At 54.1% G+C, this 19,110-nt stretch carries 12 protein-coding genes; 2 read left to right on the top strand and 10 right to left on the bottom strand.

All coding sequences use genetic code 11. The annotated features are described in order from the left end of the window. Positions 1 to 12: 12 nt before the first annotated feature. The 6 genes from KDC22_RS12025 to KDC22_RS12000 all read right to left on the bottom strand — a co-directional run bounded on the left by KDC22_RS12025 (position 13) and on the right by KDC22_RS12000 (position 9,170). A complete protein-coding gene (locus KDC22_RS12025; protein ID WP_173137565.1) occupies positions 13 to 999 on the bottom strand; it encodes an ABC transporter permease in 987 nt (328 codons plus the stop codon). 111 nt (positions 1,000 to 1,110) lie between these two features. Then, positions 1,111 to 2,790, bottom strand: a complete 1,680-nt coding sequence (locus KDC22_RS12020; protein ID WP_211723184.1) for a type 2 periplasmic-binding domain-containing protein — start codon at positions 2,788 to 2,790, stop codon at positions 1,111 to 1,113. Between the two features lie 1,276 nt (positions 2,791 to 4,066). Beyond that, positions 4,067 to 6,304, bottom strand: a complete 2,238-nt coding sequence (locus KDC22_RS12015; RefSeq protein WP_425517059.1) for a glycoside hydrolase family 95 protein — start codon at positions 6,302 to 6,304, stop codon at positions 4,067 to 4,069. A 30-nt stretch (positions 6,305 to 6,334) separates the two neighbouring features. Beyond that, complete coding sequence (locus tag KDC22_RS12010) at positions 6,335 to 7,354, bottom strand: zinc-binding alcohol dehydrogenase family protein (protein WP_211723182.1); 1,020 nt, start codon at positions 7,352 to 7,354, stop codon at positions 6,335 to 6,337. Next, entirely contained in the window at positions 7,354 to 8,313 is a 960-nt protein-coding gene (locus KDC22_RS12005; protein ID WP_211723181.1) for an aldo/keto reductase, read from the bottom strand. The genes KDC22_RS12010 and KDC22_RS12005 overlap by 1 nt, the downstream gene beginning before the upstream one ends. Then, on the bottom strand, positions 8,310 to 9,170 hold the full coding sequence (locus KDC22_RS12000) for an amidohydrolase family protein (protein WP_211723180.1): 861 nt from the start codon (positions 9,168 to 9,170) through the stop codon (positions 8,310 to 8,312). Before KDC22_RS12000 ends, KDC22_RS12005 begins: the two co-directional genes overlap by 4 nt. A 131-nt stretch (positions 9,171 to 9,301) precedes the next feature. Between KDC22_RS12000 and KDC22_RS11995 the strand changes: the two genes are divergently transcribed. Beyond that, positions 9,302 to 10,171 (top strand): AraC family transcriptional regulator, encoded by an 870-nt coding sequence (locus tag KDC22_RS11995; protein WP_211723179.1) that lies wholly within the window; start codon positions 9,302 to 9,304, stop codon positions 10,169 to 10,171. A gap of 8 nt (positions 10,172 to 10,179) precedes the next feature. Here the strand turns inward: KDC22_RS11995 and KDC22_RS11990 are convergent, their stop codons facing one another. After that, positions 10,180 to 11,895: a beta-L-arabinofuranosidase domain-containing protein gene (locus tag KDC22_RS11990; RefSeq protein ID WP_211723178.1), complete on the bottom strand. Its 1,716-nt coding sequence runs from the start codon at positions 11,893 to 11,895 to the stop codon at positions 10,180 to 10,182. 30 nt (positions 11,896 to 11,925) lie between these two features. Next, the gene (locus KDC22_RS11985; RefSeq protein ID WP_246553504.1) at positions 11,926 to 14,349 is read right to left on the bottom strand and encodes a glycoside hydrolase family 31 protein; all 2,424 of its coding nucleotides are present in this window, start codon (positions 14,347 to 14,349) and stop codon (positions 11,926 to 11,928) included. Positions 14,350 to 14,467: 118 nt separating this feature from the next. Between KDC22_RS11985 and KDC22_RS11980 the strand changes: the two genes are divergently transcribed. Continuing rightward, a complete protein-coding gene (locus KDC22_RS11980; protein ID WP_211723176.1) occupies positions 14,468 to 15,361 on the top strand; it encodes a helix-turn-helix transcriptional regulator in 894 nt (297 codons plus the stop codon). Between the two features lie 70 nt (positions 15,362 to 15,431). On the opposite strand, the gene KDC22_RS11975 is transcribed toward KDC22_RS11980, so the two are convergent. Both KDC22_RS11975 and KDC22_RS11970 read right to left on the bottom strand, forming a co-directional pair. Further along, positions 15,432 to 16,859 carry a family 43 glycosylhydrolase gene (locus tag KDC22_RS11975; RefSeq protein ID WP_211723175.1) on the bottom strand — a complete coding sequence of 476 codons (1,428 nt, stop codon included), beginning with the start codon at positions 16,857 to 16,859 and terminating at the stop codon, positions 15,432 to 15,434. Between the two features lie 272 nt (positions 16,860 to 17,131). Beyond that, positions 17,132 to 18,955, bottom strand: coding sequence for a family 43 glycosylhydrolase (locus KDC22_RS11970; protein WP_211723174.1), 1,824 nt, complete (start codon positions 18,953 to 18,955; stop codon positions 17,132 to 17,134). Positions 18,956 to 19,110: the final 155 nt, after the last annotated feature.

Genomic DNA, 19,110 nt, shown 5'->3' with positions numbered 1-19,110 from the left:
GGGCTTCCTCCTCTATAGTAATCGCTCTTCGCCGAGGCGTTTTGCGACATTGTTTGCGATGAGTACGAGAATGACGCTGACAATCGTTTTGAAGATCCCCGCCGCTGTAGCCAGAGAGTAGTTACCCATGGCCAGACCATACTTCACTACAAAGATATCAATCGTTTGTGAGTAGTCCACAGTAAGTCCGTTGCCCAGCAAATATTGAAGCTCGAAGCCGGCATCCAGAATATGTCCAATGTTCATAATCAGCAAAATCACGAAGGTAGCTTTAATTCCCGGAAGCGTGATATAACGCATCTTTTGAAAACGCTTGGCGCCGTCAATGGACGCTGCCTCATACAGGGAAGGATCAATGGAGGTAATGGCAGCCAGATAGATGATCGTACCCCAGCCCACCTCTTTCCACACGTTCGACGCCCCGATAATTCCCCAGAAGTATTTCCCTTCACTGAGCCACATAATCGGTTCTTGAATCAGGTGAAGCTTCATTAAGACAACATTGACAATCCCGCCATCAATGGAGAGCGAAGTGGAGACAATCCCCGCTGCGATAACCATGGACAGAAAGTGCGGCAGATAGGAAATGGACTGAACCGCACGCTTGAAGAACTTGAGCTTAATCTCATTCAGCAGCAGAGCCAGACCGATAGCGGTAACCGTACCAAGTACAAGGTTAATAAAACTCATGGCAATAGTGTTGCGCAGTACCAGCAGAAAGGTATCATCGGAAAATAAGAATTTGAACTGCTGCAGGCCTACCCATTCCTGCTGGCCGAAGGACACCGCCGGGCGGTAATTCTGAAAGGCCATGAGCCAGCCCCAAATGGGAACATAGTTGAAGATAATCAGATATAGTGCGATGGGCACAGACATGAAAATAAGCTGTTTCTGTGTTTTCAGTGTTTTCCAGCTGAGTTCCACACCGATTTCCGGATCGATTTTGCTTTTTCGGGTCTTTGGTTTTTTGACCTGTTTGTCCAGTACGGCATCAGACATGTTGTATTCCCTCCTGTAAAAGTCATTCTCTCCAAGTTGTCCTATTCACGCAGTCCTATTTAGGAAGAGCGGGAAACAGCATTTCCCGCTCCTATTTCTGTATGGAATGGTTTATTTAACGCTCCATTTTTCGATGCGCTGCTGGATGCCTTCATTCATCCGGTCTTCATAGGCCTTGATGTCCAGCTTGTGGATTCTGTCCACATAATCCTGCCATACGCCCTCGAACTCTGCAGGACTGGCCATAATGGCTTTTGGCAAATATTTAATCATGAGGTCATTCAGCTTAGACTGTGCGAGCTGGGCTGGTGAACCATCTTTAAGCACGATGGAATACGCCGGGAAATAAATATTGTTCTCTTTCGGTTCCTTGAAGAATTCGGACCAGGATTTCTTGTTGTACGCCTTCAGAATCTTCTGGTCGTAAGGCTTCAGGCTGTCGAAGAATTCCTGAGGCTGTGTACCGGCATCTGCTGCATTACCGTCGCTGTACGTACCTTGAATCTTAGGCATGTAACCGAACATCCCTGAGATTTTGTTAGCAACCTGCCAGCTGGTCTGCTCTGCATTGTTCCGTTGTTCAGGCGTACGGTAGAAGGAACCGTCTGCGTTCACTTCATAATCTTCGCCTTTCACGCCCCACTGAAGCGTCTTCTGCCAATCCTCGGTAATCATCTGATCCCAGAATTTGATAATGCGGACAGGGTCCTTGGCATTGATCGAGATTCCGAATCCGCGGTTGGTGCCGACCGCTCCGCGGTCACGATACCATTCTTCTGCGCCCGGGTAGAGCAGCGGGAAGCCGATATACGTATTCTCCAGCTTACCTTGGGAGATCAGGGATTTCTCGCCGTCCTGGAAGTTCCAGTGCTGGTCGAACATTCCGATGACCTTACCGCTTGCAACCTTGGCCAGATACTGGTCATAGTTCTGTACGAAGGCTTCTTTGTCCATCAAGCCTTGAGCGTTGATATCATTAAGCTTCTTGTAGTACGTCTTGGACATATCCTTGTCGGCAAAAATCTGTGCTACGTTGTTATCTACAACAACGGCCCCGTCATTCGGATGCCCCGACAGATGCTCTGGGGGATTCTGCAGCGGGAACACGCGCCAGTCGAAGTTGAGTGATTCGAACCCGATCATCTCAGGGTGTTTTTCTTTATATTTGGCAATGATATCGAAATACTCATCCAGGGTCTTTGGAGTAGGGTAGCCCATTTCCTCAAGCACGCCTTTTTGCAGCCAGAAGCCTGGTCCCTGGTAAGTTGGTTCGGTAATTTTACCTTGATATACGCCATAGCTTGGCAGTACGTAGATGTGGCCGTCACTCTCATCCTTGATCTGGTTCCAGACATCACCATAATGCTTCTTCAGGTTGGGAGCGTACTTCTCAATCAGATCCTCAAGCGGAATGTAAGCCTTGGCATTGATTAATTTGTCGTCGCCCGACAGGATGTCCGGATAGTCGCCACCTGCGATCATGACACCCAGCTTCTGCTGCAGGTCACCGACCAGGAATTCCATATTGAAGCTGATACCGGTTTTGTCTTTAATCTGTTTCAGAATCTTATTGTCAGGTGTTGGCTGTTGTCCGGGACCGTTCATAAATATCGAGAATGTTACGGGTGCAGTGTCGTCTCCGGCTGCTGCCGGACTGGCATTTCCCCCAGTGGCGCTATTCTTGCCTCCGGTGTTAGTGTTGTTGCCTGATCCACAGCCTGTAAGTGCCAGTGTGAGTGCTAGTACACCGGCCGCAGCGGCCTTTGCTGAACGTTTTGCCGTTTTGTGCATGTTATTATGCCTCCCCTTTTTGGCTAATCGCTTATGTTTATAACATCTCCTGGTGACATCTCTAATTATACTTTTTGAGAATGCGCTTACAATTCATAAACTATAGTACTTCCCCCCCGAAAATTCGATTAAAAGAAAACGCTTGCTTGTTTCGCGGCATCGAAATTGCCGTTATTCTGTAGGGGAGCTGGCCAGAATGATGCGCCGCTCCCGGTATCTAACATGACCTTATGTACCGCTCGCGGTTGCGCGGCTGCCGTCCGCTTTCGGCGGAATGTGGTGCACCTTTGCTCCTCCTCCCCGGCTGCCGCCCCCTTTCGGCGGAATGAGGTGCACTTTTGCTCCTCCTCCTTGGCCGCCGCCCACTTTCGGCGGTTTGCTCCTCCTCCTTGGCTGCCGACCGCTTTCGGCGGAACGAGGTGCACTTTTGCTCCTCCTCCTTGGCCGCCGACCGCTTTCGGCGGAATGAGGTGCACTTTTGCTCCTCCTCCCCGGCTACCGACCACTTTCGGCGGAACGAGGTGCACTTTTGCTCCTCCTTTTCGGCTGCCTACCGCTTTCGGCGGACCCAGAGGGATTTATCCCTTTCATTTCCGCACATCGCCCACTTCCAGCCGATTCAGAGGGAGTTATCCCCTTCATTTCCGCGCATCGCCCACTTCCAGCCGATTCAGAGGGACTTATCCCTTTCATTTCAACGTATCGCCCACTTCCAGCCAACTCAGAGGGATTTATCCCTTTCATTTCTGCATATTGCCCACTTCCAGCCGATTCAGAGGGATTTATCCCTTTCATTCCAGCATATCGCCTACTTCCAGCTAACTCAGAGGGATTTATCCCTTTCATTTCCGCGTATCGCCTACTCCCAGCCGATTCAGAGGGACTTATCCCTTTCATTTCCGCGTATCGCCTACTTCCAGCTAACTCAGAGGGACTTATCCCTTCCATTCCCGCACATCCCCCACTCCCAGGCGGCATCGTCCACTTGTTCCACGCGCCAACTTCGGATGAGTCTACTTTATAAGCAGAATTTCCCCACAACCGCAGAAAAGGATTGGCGCAAATGCGCCAATCCCAAGCACAATCTTCTATAACCATCCACTCTGCCAGCGTCCAGTTTCTTCAATATTCTATAACCATCCACTCGCCAGCTTACAATTTCCGTAATCCTCTAGAATCATCCACTCTGGAGGCTTTCCAGTTTGGGTGCAGTCTTCTGTAGGCTTACATTCGTAATCCTCCATAACCTTCTACCCTCTCAGCTTCCGCTTCATGCTTACCCGGTAAACGTATAAGAGCTTCCCGCTTCGCCGGTGAACGAAATAGAATCCAGGCCCGGGCCTTCGATCCGGCAAGGGCCGGATACGGTACATGATACCACCGCTTCTGTAACGAGTCCATCGGCCCAGGTGAAGTCGAGGGTATAGCCGCCTCTTGCCCGCAGACCCTTGACGCTGCCCTCGCTCCAGCTTGCAGGCAGCGCGGGCAGCAGTCTGAGGCTATCCGTGTGACTCTGCAGCAGCATCTCGGCAATTCCCGCGGTTCCCCCGAAATTCCCGTCAATCTGGAACGGCGGATGGTTGTCGAACAGATTAGGCAGGGTAGAATGCTCCAGCAAGGCCCGTACATTCGTATAGGCTTTGCTCTCATCCTGTAGTCTCGCCCAAAAGTTAATGATCCAGGCCCGGCTCCAGCCGGTATGTCCGCCGCCGCTTGCAAGTCTGCGTTCCAGCGTAGTCCGGGCTGCTGCCGCCAGCTCCGGCGTATGCTCCACTGTGAAGGAGTCCCCAGGATACAAAGCGAACAGATGGGAGATATGGCGGTGTCCCGGCTCCACCTCTTCGTAATCCTCCATCCACTCCTGAATCTGGCCGTATTTCCCGATTTGCGGTCCAGGCAGCCGGTCCAGCGCAGAGCGCAGTTCTTCGCGGAACGCGTCATCCCGGCCGATAATCTCCGCACTGCGGACAACGGCCTTGAACAACGCTTCAATGATCTGGAAGTCCATGGAGGCCCCGGCGCACAGCACGCCCGATTCCCCGCCGGGCAGCTGATACGTATTCTCCGGCGAGACGGACGGGCAGGTAATCAGCCGCCCAGCCTCATCCTCTATCAGGTAATCCAGCAGGAACTGCGCAGCTTCCTTCATGGTATCATACGCCTGCGCCAGATAATAACGGTCCTGGCTGAACTGGTAATGCTCCCACAGATGCAGGCACAGCCAGGCCGCACCCAGCGGCCAGAAGGACGCCGACATATAGGTATCCTGCGGAGCGGTATCTGCCCAGATGTCCGTATTGTGATGCGCTGTGAAGCCTCCACAGCCGTACATTACTCTGGCCGTCACCCGTCCCGGCTCCCGCAGCCGTTCAATCAAATCGAACAGCGGCTCATGGCATTCCGCCAGATTGCAGATTTCAGCAGGCCAGTAGTTCATTTGCGCATTGATATTGATCGTGAATTTGCTGTCCCAGGCCGGGGTAAAGCTGTCATTCCAGATTCCCTGCAGATTCGCTGGCAGGGAGCCCGGACGGCTGGAGGAGATCAGCAAATAACGGCCATACTGGAAATAGGTGGTGATCAGCCCGTGATCCTCCTCCCCCTGCTGAAACCGCTTCAGCCGTTCGCCGGTCGACAGCCCGTGTAGCTTCGGGTTCTCTGGAAGCGTCAACGCAACCCGCCCGTACAGGCCGCGGTAATCCGCAATATGACGCTCCAGCAGCTCTTCATAGGGAACCCGGCTCAGTTCTTCAAGCTGCCTCTTGGCATGCAGCGCCGGATCGGGATGGCGGAATGTGGTTCCTGCGGCAAGCAGCAACGTAACCGAGCTGGCCCCCTCCACAAGCAAATATTCTCCGATATTGCGGCAGGTGCCGTCTTCCGTAACTGCCTTCAATACGGCAGCGAAAGAGCTGCCTCCCCGGCCTCCGCATTCTCCGCCCATCACCAGTCCGCTGTCCTGCCATTTCTCCGTCTTCTCCAGCATTCTCCAGTTCTGGCGGTTGAACCGGGCCTTCAGGGAGATTGCGTTCTTCCGGTCGGAGGTCAAGCGAACCACTATGGCCTGATCCGGGAAGCTCGCAAACAGCTCACGGGTATACCGGACGCCTCCGGTTGTATAGCTTACCCGGGATACGCCGCGCTCCAAATCAAGCTCCCGTCTATAATCCGCAGCCGGCTGCTCATGCCCGCCGAACGACAGCAGCAGCTCGCCCAGCGGCAGGTAATGGCGCTGCGCTTCCGGCATTCCTGCCATTGACATCGCGGCGAGTTCCTCCGCCTCCTTCAGCTTGCCCTCAAGAATCAGCTTGCGGAGCTTGGGCAGATGAGGCAGCGCGTCTTCGTTGTTGCGGTCACGCGGACCTCCGTACCATACGGAATCCTCATTAAGCTGCAGCTTCTCCTCGGCTACTCTGCCGAAGATCATGGCTCCGAGCCGCCCGTTGCCGATCGGCAGCGCCTCATTCCATTCCTTCGCCGGTTCACTGTACCATAACCGCTGGCTCTGTTCCATGCTTGTCATCGCTATTCCGCCCCTTCGTATTTAATCCAGCTCTACCAGTGCCTTGATTACCTTGGACTCCGGATTCAGCCAGCTCTCGAACTGGCCGGTCATATCCCCGAATGAGCAGCGGTGGGAAATATAGCTCTCCACATCAATATAACCGTCAGTAATGGCCCGAATCACCTGTTCAAAATCCTCCCGGGTCGCATTTCTGCTCCCCTGCACAGTCATTTCCCGCGCATGGAAATCCGGATCATTAAAGGTTATATTCCCTTTGACCAAGCCGACATAAGTCAATGTTCCTCCATGGCCAACCAGACCAAAAGCCCCCTCCATCGAGGAGATATTGCCGGTGGAATCAATGACATAAGGCAGGAAGTTGCCTTCTGTCAGCCCGGATAGCTGCTCCTTCGGTTCATGCAGGGCACTCACGGTATGCTCCGCCTGCGCCCAGCCCTTGCAGAATTCCATGCGTTCGTCGTTGACATCCATCGCGATCACCTTCGCACCGGCATATCTGGCCATTGCCATCACGCCCAGTCCGATAGGACCGGCTCCGATCACCAGTACTTGATCGCCTGATCCCAGCCCCGAGCGCCGGACGGCATGTGCACCGATCGCCAGGGGCTCCAGCATAGCCGCCTGATCCAGCGTCAGTCCGTCTGTCTTCAATAGATTGCCTACAGGCAAGCTTACCCGCTCCCGCATACCGCCGTCCAAATGAACGCCGAACACTCTCATTTTCTGACAACAGTTCGTTTTGCCGCTCAGACAGGCCCGGCACTCTCCGCAATGAAGATATGGAATCACACTTACCTGATCACCGGCCCGCAGCCCTTGCGGGTTGTCGCCAATGCGCTCAATCGTCCCGGACAGCTCATGCCCAAGCACACGCGGATAAGTGAAATAAGGCTGATTGCCCCGGTAGGCATGCAGGTCTGTGCCGCAGATTCCGATCCGCCGGATGCTTACAATGGCTTCTCCGTCCTGAAGCTCCGGTTCGGGCAGATCTTCCCGGTATACGAACTTTCCGATCTCCTCACAAATAATTCCCTTCATTATAAGTGCTCCCCGTTCCGGCCTTGTGCCACGTTCCACTCCGGCAGGCCGCTCGGCCAGGTTGCCCCGTCGATAGGCTTCAGAATGTCCCTTACTTCGGCCAGTAATTGTTCATCCATCGGCTCATCCGTCCATCTAATGTTGTTGCGGATATTCTCCGGTGTCGCGGTGCTTACGAGGGTTGTCGGAATCTGTTCATTCGCTGTAGAGAACTGGACCGCCAGCTTGGCAATGTCCTCTCCCTTGTCCCGGCAATATTCGGCGGCGCGCTGACATGCGGCCTGAATCTCTGCACTCGCCGGATGCCAGTCAGGCACTTTACGGTTGCTGAGCAGGCCCATGGAGATAGGCGAGGCATTCATTAGTCCCGTGCCGCGGCTCTCCAGCAGCGGAAGGAGCTGCAGCAGTGTGGTGTCATTCAGCGAATAGTGGCAGTAGGACAGGATGACATCCAGAGCAGTCCGCGACAACACGGTCTCGAAGATAGGAAGCGGCAGGCCGGTTACGCCGTAATAACGGATTTTGCCGGATTGCTTCAACTCCTCAAGCGCTGGAATTCCCTCTTCCATCACCTGCGCCAGAGAGCCGAATTCAATATCATGCAGCAGCAAAATATCCAAATAATCCGTTCCCAGACGGCCCATACTCTCTTCAGCACTGCGGATAATCCGCTCTCTGGAGAAATCGAACTCATCCTGGCCGTAACGTCCGGCCTTCGTACTCAGGATGTAGCGGTCCCGCGGCACCGTCTGCAGCGCTTCTCCCAGAACGGTCTCCGCTTTGGTCAGGCCGTAATAGGGGGAGACGTCGATGAGGTTGATCCCCATATCAAGCGCTGTGTGAACCGTGCGGATGCCTTCTTCCTTGGGCACATCCCGGAACACGCTTCCCAGCGACGATGCCCCGTAGCTTAATACGGAGACATCCAGCCCTGTATTCCCGAGCTTTCTGTATTTCATAGCGTTCTACCTCCTGTAATTAGTGAATCCAACTTATAAAATCTCACCGCATTCGCTCCAAAAACCGGCTCCATCTCTTCCGGCGACAGCCGCTCCTGCAGGGCAGTGCGCAAGATCTGAAGCACCTCATCATAGGTTGCTGCCATCAGGCACACGGGCCAGTCGCTGCCGAACATCACCCGCTCCAGTCCGAACAGTTCCAGCACCGCATGGATATAAGCCGTGAAATCCTCCTGTGTCCAGCCCTCGGGAGTGGCTTCCGTTACCATCCCGGACAGCTTGCAGCAGATATTCGGATGCTTCGCAATCTCCGCCATCCGGCTTCGCCACGGCTCTAGTTGGCCCGCTGCAATGGGAGGCTTGGCCAAATGGTCGATGACCCCTCTTAGACCCGGAACCCGATTCAGCAGCTCTATAAGCTGCGGAAGCTGATCTGCCAGAACCAGCAGGTCAACGGGCAGATCCTCGTCCGCAAGGAATGAGAGCGCTTCTATATAAGGACGGGTCAAAAGCAGGCCGGGGTCCTCCATCTCCTGGATCATCACGCGAAGACCGGTGAACTTCCGGTGCCCGCGAAGCTGCTGATATTGCTCCTTGAAGGCTGGACCCGCAAGGTCCAGCCAGCCAATCACGCCTGCTATGGAATCCGCCTGCTCACTCAGTCCCAGGATATATTCCGTCTCCTCCACGGTCGGCGCAGCCTGTACCACAATCGTGCGGTTAATCCCGTGCTTGTGCAAATGCGGTTCAAGGTCAGCGGGCAGATAATCGCGGAACAACACCGGAATGTCCGGCGTAATCCATCCATAATCGTCCCTGTCTATCTTCCAGTAATGCTGATGAGCATCTATATACATCACAGCACCTCCATTCCACCTTATTTTATACATCCGATAAAGGAATAAAAATAGCTAAAACAAACAAAACTATACCTTATTTTGATATGATGAGGTTAAGAATTGATAGATTTGGCTAAGGAGGCCGCGTCATGGAACCGATCCGCAAGCATTTCGGTAACGAATTGCCGTTCACTCTGCTTCTGGACTACAAGGAGACCAAAAGCCCGCAGCGCGAGCTGCCCGACCATCAGCATGACTGGTACGAAATCATATACGTATACGGCGGCAAAGGAAGCTTTTTCATTGATCAGACCTTTTATGAAATGCGCCAGGGCGACGTTATCGTCGTTCCCGGAAACACAGTGCACCGGGGATTCCCTGACAACGAGGAGCCGGTGACCTCCTCCGCCGTATTTTTCAGCCCGGGTCTTATTCTTAACCAACCTTACAGTGAGTCCTATGCTTATCTGAAGCTGTTTGACGCTGCCAAGCAGAACAAGCAGTACAAGTATACCTTATCCCCTGAACACGCCGGAATTGTGCAAAATGATATTGATGCTATCCACAATGAACGGGAGCAGAACCGCACGGACGGCGGACAAGCCCTGACCCTGCTGCTCCATCTCACGCTGCTTCACTTGAACCGCTACTGCCTGCCGCAGACCGCCGGGCCGCTAACCTCAAACGCCTTGCTGCCGGACTGGTTCCGTGAAGCACTCAGCTATATCAACGACCACCTGAATCAGCCGCTGGAGCTTAGCTCATTGGCAGGGCGGGCGGCGATCTCTCCGGCCCATTTCAGCCGGGTTTTCAAGCAGCGTCTGGGGATGAATGTGACGGATTATATTGCGACCAAACGGATTTTTGCCGCCAAGGACAGTCTGCTGCAATCAAGCGGCACCATTGAGCAGATCGCGATGGCCTGCGGCTTCGAGAGTATGCCCCATTTCTACCGTACGTTCAAAAAGATTACGACCGTGACCCCGGCCGCCTACCGGAGAAACAGCAGAACGCATTAAGCCGCTCTTCAATCTGCATACGCTGCGCTGCCATCCTGCGCTCGGGAGAACGGGCGGTCACGGCCTTCGTGTCCCTCCACATCCAGATACACCGTATACTCTTCCTCCTCTACCCGGAACAGGGGAACGAATGATGCTTGCTGCGCCTGGCCGACCCGGGCAAGCAATACGTTACCGAACTTCACTGCCGCCAGATGCTCCGCGCCGGGGAGAGGTACCTGGTGCAGGGCTGCTGCGATTTCGATTTCAATGAGATCCTGGTCCGCAAACACCCGCTCTATGGCACAATACCCGTTCTCCCGCTGAAGCACCTGCGGTACAGAGTTAATGGTCACTGCGGCGACCGCCTGCTCCTTCAGGATCAGCTTGAAGGCTGCCGGCCCGGCGGCTTTGATCTGAAGCGTGGATAAGAGCCCGTCCGGGAAACGGGACTCTTGGATTATCTGCAGGTTCTTCTCCTTCCAATCCAAGGTAGAGGAGATGAACGCGTTCAGCAGCAACGCCTCCCCGCTGCGGAACCAGATGTTCTTCTGAAGCTCACTCATCGCCTCGACTCCCGATGCGGTACAACACCAGAAGGTATCATACGGTCCGCTGAAGGTCTTGGATACCCCGCTGCCCAGCGGCTGATGATACTGCGATAGCCCTGTGCTGCGGCTTGCACTGTTCAATATGGCATTGTATTTCAGAGACTCCAGATGATCGAGATACTCCACCGAACCGGACCACTCCAGTAACCGCTCCAGGATTCTCTCAGTATTATGCGCACAGCAGCTTTCGCTTTCGCCGCCGGTCAGCGCATCGCCCAGATCGCCGTAAGCTCCCCAATGCTCTGACCGCTCAGATACACCGCCCGGGATATAGTCCGTAGCCTTCGAGCTGTTGTTCCCGTTCGCTAACGTCCTTCCCTGCAGATATTCGTAGAAATGAATGGCCGCTGCCTGGTATTTGTCTTCGCCGCTGATGTTGTAACGGTGCATAGCCGCCAGCACCATGGGCAGATGCGTATTGGCATGCAGATTCTCAAGCACATCTGCCCCGGTCTCCAGCGGATGAAGGAGATACGGCCGGTCAAATTGGTTCGCCAGCGCAAGAATTTGCCGGTCTCCTGTGGCTTCATATAAAGTGTAAAGAGTATCCCCCATGCCCCCGAACTCATTGGCCGGGTTTACCTTCGTACAGCGCAAGATCCCGTCTTTTTTCCAGTGGGACAGCTTATCCATACGCCGCTTCACGTAATACGCCAGATTCCTGGCAAGCACCAGAGCTTTCGGACTGTGAAGATAGAGATGGCAGTCTACCAGACCCTGCAGGATTTTGTGCAGTGTGTAATAAGGCGCCCAGACCTTCCGGTCCTCTTCTGCTTCGAGTATATCCAGCTTCTCCTCTTCAAAGGCACTCAAATACCCGTTAGGCTTCGCGCAAGCCTCCATGATATCCACGATCTCGCAGGCCTTTCTCCTTAACGCCTGATCCTGGTCTCCGTAAGCGAATTTGGCACAAGCAGAGAGGTAATGTCCGGCAAAATGTCCGCGCAGGCCGCTCTCCGGGCTCTCCCAGCCGCCCAAAGGCTCCGCGTCCGACGGAAGCCCGGCATTGAGCTTAAAGGTATGCAGCAGACGGTTCAAATCAAATTCGGCAATATACTTCTTGACGAGTTGTCTGCGGGAAGCAAAATCATGGTCGGTTAACGTCACTTCATCCAGACCAAAGTTCTTAAACACAAGGCACCTCAATTCTATCGCAGCATTATTTTAACCCAAATCTGCTTCCCGGACGGTTACAGCTTCACCCTCATAAGTTACCATACAGCTTCCGGCCTGTCCGGCAATCTCTACAGCGAATGCTCTTACCGCCTGCATACCGGCATACCCTCCTGCCCGCTTCCCGATGGTCAAAGTGCGGTCCGCTTCGCTCCAGGTCATCAAGATCATGGAATAGTAGCCATGCTCATAATTGTAGTTATCCCCTTCATCTTCATATAGGGTGAAGGACGCATCCTTGCCGCCGTATACCTTGAGACTAATCACAGCATCCGGCTGTTCGTCCGTATATTGAACCTCGGGGCCAAGCGGAACAATCGAGCCGGCGCGGACGAAGAGGGGTAGTGTCTCCAGGTCGGCCTTGGTTTCAATCGTCTGGCCGCCCTCTATCCGTTCATCACTCCAGTAATCGTACCATTCCCCCGCCGGCAGGTAGACACTGCGCTGCTTACAGATTCCCTCCAGCTCACGCGAGCCGGGACCATAGTACATTGCCTCCGTTACAGGAGCTGCCATGAATGCCGGACCGAACATGAACTGGTCGCCGATCGAATGGACCTGCACATCTTCCCGGTAGTCGAAGGCAAGCGCACGGAACAGAGTATAGCTGCGGTGTGCGACGGCTCCGGCCAGTGAGTAGATGTAAGGCATCAGCTTGTAGCGGAGCTTCAGATATTTCACAAGCGTATCATACATCAGCTCCCCCTCTTCTCCGAACTGCCACACCTCTCTTGGCGTATCCGTTCCATGGGAACGGAACATCGGCAGGAAGGCCCCTAGCTGGAACCAGCGGACATACAGCTCACGGTATCCGAGATCGGCGACACCTTCATCATAATCCCCGTTACAGAACCATTGCTCCTTCATCTTCTTCACGAAAAAAGCGCCGATATCCAGTGTCCAATACGGAGAGCCTGTCAGGCAGAAGTTAAGGCCGTCAGCAATCTGCTTCCTCAGCGTCTCCCAATTGGCGGCGATATCCCCTGACCATGTAATCGTGCCGTACCGGTGCTGCCCCGCAAAAGCCGACCGTGTCAGATTAACCACCCGTTTCTCTGAGGTGGCTGCACGCTGGCCTTCATAGATGCCTTTGGAATGCTGCATGGAATAGGCATTGATCAGCCCCGGATCGAGATAACGCTTGGATTCCGAGGTGTTGATCAGCAGACGCTGCTCCGGTTCCGGCTTCACCGCGCCCTTCCAGTCCGCTTCGAACGGCTCGGTGCAATCGCACCACCAGGCATCGACTCCGTGGGAGAACAGCCCGTCATTGGCCTGCTTCCAGTACAATTCGCGCGCTTCCTCCTGAAAGGCGTCATAGGTGGCCTGATTGCCGAGCAGGAAGCCGCGTTCCTTCATCTCCTCATGGTTGGCCCCGCCCGCGCCCATAATCGGCCAGATGGATACCATGAGCTTGGCATTCATGGCGTGCAGGCTGTCCATCATCTGCGAGGGATCAGGGAAACGTTCGGGATCGAAGGTCTTTTGCCCCCACAGATTCCCCGTCCAGGACTGCCAGTCAAGCACAATACAATCTAGGGGAAGCGAACGCTCACGGTACTCCTGCACAGTGGCAATGAGTTCTGCCTGGGAGATATACCTCTCCTTGGACTGTACATACCCGAAGGACCACTTGGGAAGCATCGGCGCTTCCCCGGTCAGATAACGGATTCCCGCAGTAATCTGATCGAACTCCGGCCCGTAAATGAAATAATAATCCATTTCTTGATCGGCATCACTCCAGAGATAGGAGCCAAAGGCATCATCATGGAAGGTCATGTACGACCCCGAATCTACCATAATCCCGTAGCCGCGCGTAGATACAAGCACCGGAACAACCGCTTTCATATTCTGCTGATACAAGTATTGCTGCCGGCCCCGGAGGTTCATCATCCCTTCCTCATGGGAGCCAAGTCCATATAGCGCTTCGTCTTCCTGCCATTCAAATTCCAGCTTCGTATGAAAAGCCTCTCTGTCCAGCCTGCGGTTGACCCCTTCGGCGCGCGCGCGTAGACCATCGGCCCCCTGGCCGGTCTCCACCGTATCTGCCGAAGCATCGAAGACCGTATGATAGACCTCAGTCCGCTCCAGGGTCTTGCCGCCTCTGGACGGCTCCCGTGTCAGCAGCGCTCCGACCGCATCCCGGTAGCTGAATGCACAGGTCTCTTTGTCCACTTGAATCGTAAGCAGTGCTGTCGATATTTCCAGATGGCTGGTCTGTTCTGTGACCTTCCACTCTACACTCTCAGCCTCTGGATGGTTCACCACCATAAGACTCTCTTTCCCGCTTAGCTCCGCATTCAGGGTATACTGGATTCTGGCGATGCCCGGCGTATACATGGCGATATGCATAATCCCTTCTGTAGTCTCCAGCCTTAGGCCATCTGTACCGGAGTGTGTAGCGATCAGTTTCACAATAGTTCCACCCTTCATTATGACTTCGTTTGATTATAATGATATTATTATTAATATCCGTTATCTAGCATATATTTGTGCTTTATAGGCACAATATTTCGATTCGCAGGAGGTAATCATGTACGAACACCGTTACCGGGAGAACAAGCTGCATGGTCAGCCTGAATTCCCGCTTCATATCTACCGGGTGGAGCATCAGGCCCGCGTCCATTCGATTCTGCCCGTGCATTGGCATAACGAGATGGAGATCATCTATCTGGCGGAGGGCCGGGCTGTCTTCTATATCGAGAGCCGGGAGTTCGCCATGCAGGCAGGCGATGCCCTGATCGTCCACCCGGGAGAACTTCATTCAGGCATGGACACCGTCTCAGGCGGCACCTGTTATTACTCCATCGTGTTCAAATGCTCCTGGTTGTCTTCACCGTATCCCGACCGGGTGCAGGAGCTGTTCCTGGACCCTCTATTGCAGGGGACAACCCGGCTGCCTGCCTTGTTATCTGCTGCGGACGATACCCATACTCCACTGCTCTATCTGGTAAAAGAATTGCTGAACCGCTATGAACACAAGTCTGCGGCGTATGAACTGAGCTTGAAGGCCCTCCTGCTGCTGTTCATTGCAGACAGCCATCACTACGGGTTGACCGGACAGAATCCGGAGCCGGAACCCCGTCACGGGCGGGAATACAACCGGCAAATCAGGGAAGTGCTGAGCTATATGGAGGAGCATTCCCGTGACAGGCTGGAGCTGGATCAGCTAGCTTCCGTCGTATCGCTTAGCCGCTCGCATTTCTGCAAGTTTTTCAAAGCCCAGACCGGTATGCGTCCGATGGAATATCTGAACTATATCCGCATCAGCCAGGCGGCCAGTCTGCTCCGCAGCGGATCATACAACGTGCTGGAGGCTGCGCTGGAGTCGGGCTATCAGCATGTCAGCTACTTCTCGAAGTGGTTCAGGCATTATATGAACATGACCCCTTCCGACTACAGGGCCCGTTATTCTTCCGGGGTGTAACAAACAAGCAGCACCCGGGAACTTCCAGGTGCTGCTTGTGTATCAGGCCATATTCAGGAGGTCCTCCGGGTTATTCCAGCGTAAAGGAAGCAAACTGGGCGCCACCGCCTCCGGTATAGGTGAAATACAGCGCCTGAACGCCGTCCGGAATTGCCACTTCCGTAGTGTATTCTTTCCAGACATTCGTGAACCCTACCGGGATACGTCCAAGTGCCTGTCCGTCCCAGGCTGTCTTCACCTCGAACTCGCCGTGGCAGTAGCCGCGCACCTTAATGGAGACCCGGGTAACCCCTTCACAACTGAAATATTTGAATCCGGCGGTAGCCGAATCGGTCATATTGGCAATATAGCCGATCTCTTCATCGCCGTCTCTGCCGTCCTGGGTAATCTTCGGGAACCGGCTGTCCATCCAGGCGCCAATCCGGCCGAAACCTCCGGTGTACATCTCCTGATCCTTGGTGAACAAATGACAGGCCAGGTAAGCCGGATATTCTCCGCGTCCCTCCAGCGGGCCGCCGTTCGGGCCGGAGGTTGTAATCTCCACCTGCGGGATGGTGCCGTCTTCACGGAACGTAATCGGCTCGATGCAGCCCTGGCGCGAGAACGCGGTCCCGTTGGTATGGCGGTGGTAGAAGATATACCATTCTCCATTAACCTCTACGATACTGCCATGGTTATTGCCGCCATAATACATCGGCTGGTCCGCAGGCTTATAAGTATCAATATGCAGATCGCAATTGCTTACAATAACTCCCTGGTAGACGAAGTCCCGGGTCGGATGCTTACTGGTCGCATAACACAGCTCATGCATCGAGATCGAAGAATAGATCAGGTAGTAGACATCCCCTCTTTTGCGGATGGACGGGGCCTCGAAGAACTCATAGCCTTCAAATCCGGTCCCCTCGCTGTAAGGCTGGCTCGGTGCCACGAACACAGGCTCCTCGTTAATCGTAAGCATATCAGGACCTAGCACGGTAGCCATGGCGCCGTGTCTGGACTTATCCCCGTACCCGCAGAAGCCGGTGTACAGGTAGGTGGTATCTCCTTCGGTCAATACCCCGGGATCGAACTGCGGCTCGTCGCCTGCCCGTTCGCCCAGACGCGTGCCGTCACCGTAGGTTACATAGCCGTAGAATTCATACTTGCCGCCCGGCTTGTCGCAGACAGCCACCGATACGACAGGAACCTTGTCCAGTACATAGTAGAGATAATAGCGACCGTCCGGGCCCTTCGTCACATCCGGTGCGTAGAGACACATGTTGCCTTCGGGATTGAGCGGGTCATCCGTATTCCGGTAGATCACACCCTCATACTGCCAATCGGCCAGATTGTCCTCCGGCGCAGACCAGCAGGCATAGTCGTTCAGGCAGAAGGCGTGTCCGTTGAACCGGTCATGCGAGCCATACACATACACTCTGCCTTCGAATACATAAGGCTCAGCATCCGGGATATATTCCCAGGATGGAAGATACGGATTGAATCCCTGTTGTTGTGTCATTTCTGTTGTCCTCCTAGTTGTTATATATAATAAGACGCACTTAGGTTTTGAACTTGAAGCTTCGTCGTCACTGCGGTGAACATTTGGACTTCCGGCCGCTGTTATCACCAGATTTCTTGATTAATCCCGCTGTTCGCGGGTGAAATCCGGTGACTGCTGCTGCTTCCGAAGCGAGCTTTCCTGCGGAAAGCTTTCAGGCGGTCGCTACCGCTCCTACAGTTCCAAATTTCCCCTCCGCTTCTTTTGCTTTTTGTTTATTTCTGTAGTGCTTCTTATATAGATTGCACCGTCACCTGTATAACGCAATCGGCGTAATCGGGGTGTACATCCCGTTCATTGGCTACATCGAGTAGCGGCTTACCCTCGCTGTTAAAATGGACTCTGTGCATCGCCGAGCATCTCGTCCCATGCTTCACCAGCTGCTCTTCCCCGTGATACAGGATCAGCACCGTGCCATCAACATCCTGGAAGAATGAGTTGTGCCCCGGACCGTAGATCCCTTCCAATGAGTAGTATGACAATGCAGGAGTGCTGGCTTTGCTCCATGCCCCGGCATCCAGATAATCGCCGCCCCGCGGAATGCTTAACCAGCCCACCGCATAGGTATACCCCGTTGCAGCCCCGCCGGAATAAGCAATATACACGGTATCGTCCGTAATTAGCGGATAAGGGCCTTCGTTATTGATCGTGCCCTGAACATTCTCCCAGCCCAGCAGCGGACGCGAGAGCAGCACCGGCTCGCTGGTTAATACCGCAGGGTCCGCTTCATTAACGGTTGCGATATACAGCATGGAGCCGGTGTCCAGCGGCGTTCCGATTCCCTTTCGGTACGACCAGACGACACAGGAAGTATCATCTGCCTTGAAATAAGTCATATCCAGCGTAATGCCGTCCTCTGTCAAAGGCGTACCGTCCATCTGCTTCACCCGGGCCGGCGTGCTCCAATCGGCGGCATTCATAATATCGCCGCCCTGCTTCAGCTTCATAAGATGGCACTGCGGCCCCCATACTGTTCCGCCTACGGCGAACAGAATGTACAACTCCCCGCCGATGAGGTGAAATTCCGGTGCCCAGAAGGTCTGGATGAAATTCAGCTCCTCATTCTGATCCAGAATAACGGCTTCTTGGAAGCCAGGGGCGAATAAACCCTGCAATGTATCTGCCACGCGGACATAGATACCGATATCCCCGGCATTGTCATTGGTGGCAAGGAAATAATACCTGCCGTTCCACGGAAGGATTACCGGGTCAGCATAGCCGCTTGCCAAGGGGAACGGAAGGTCGTGCGTGACTACCTTGCCATGTACGGTATAGGTTCCGGGCACGGTAAAGTCAATACCATCGGTATCCCAGGCTACCGGCTTGTCAGCGGTGGAGCCGTCAGAGTACAGCGCTGTAGCTCTAAGCGTTGTCAACTCGTCGGCGGAGCGGATACTGGCCTGCTCCGCCACGCGGATACCGGTGTTATGCACCGGAGTCCAGGCCCTCTGTACCCTATGGCCGACGGCGTAGTCTACCGTAATCTCATTCCCCGGACGGGTTCCGGGCAGCGGCTGAGCCGGCCGCTCTGCCGCAACAGGTTCCGCAGGTTCCGGCGGCGATATAAGGTCCGGCTTCCGCAGATCCGCCAGCCGGTTCACATACCAGTTACCGCCGTTATCCTGCCAGCGAATCTCATATAGTCCGCTCGTCTTGTCAAATCCGCAGACGGCTTCTTGTACATACCGTTCCTTGTCCAAGGGTACAAGCCCCTGATAATCGAAGGTGGTCAGATCCGGTGAAGTCCACAAAAGAAGCTGCCCTTCGCTCTCCTCGTCATCCTCCCCGAGAGCATCTGCTCTTACCGCAACAATGCCGAAAGCACCGCCGGGTGTGCGGAATAGATAGGGATTTTTAAGTCCTTTTTCATGAATCACATTATTCTCATCCACGGTAGCCACAGCGAACAACAGGCCATAGTTCCGGTTCAAAGGCTGATATCCGCCAGACTCATCTGTACAGGCAAGATGAACGCTGTTGCTCAGAGACGCCGTGTAATCCTGGTCCGGCAACCGTGTATACACTGTAAGCTTCATAGGACCCTGCATCTTATTCATAACAATATCACCCTTACCTTCATATTCACCTTATAACATGTCCCTCTCAGTATAGAGAAGCCGCTTAAGTGAAGTCCATGACATATAGACACCTAAGTTTGATCTATTCTTAGATTACGGGAAGGCCGCCGGAATCCTCTATAAATTTCAAGGAA

The organism is Paenibacillus tritici (assembly GCF_018207515.1).
In the GTDB taxonomy this organism is placed as follows: domain Bacteria; phylum Bacillota; class Bacilli; order Paenibacillales; family Paenibacillaceae; genus Paenibacillus_AQ; species Paenibacillus_AQ tritici.
The sequence above is the reverse complement of the archived record's forward strand: the minus strand, read 5'-3'. Positions and strand labels throughout refer to the sequence as shown.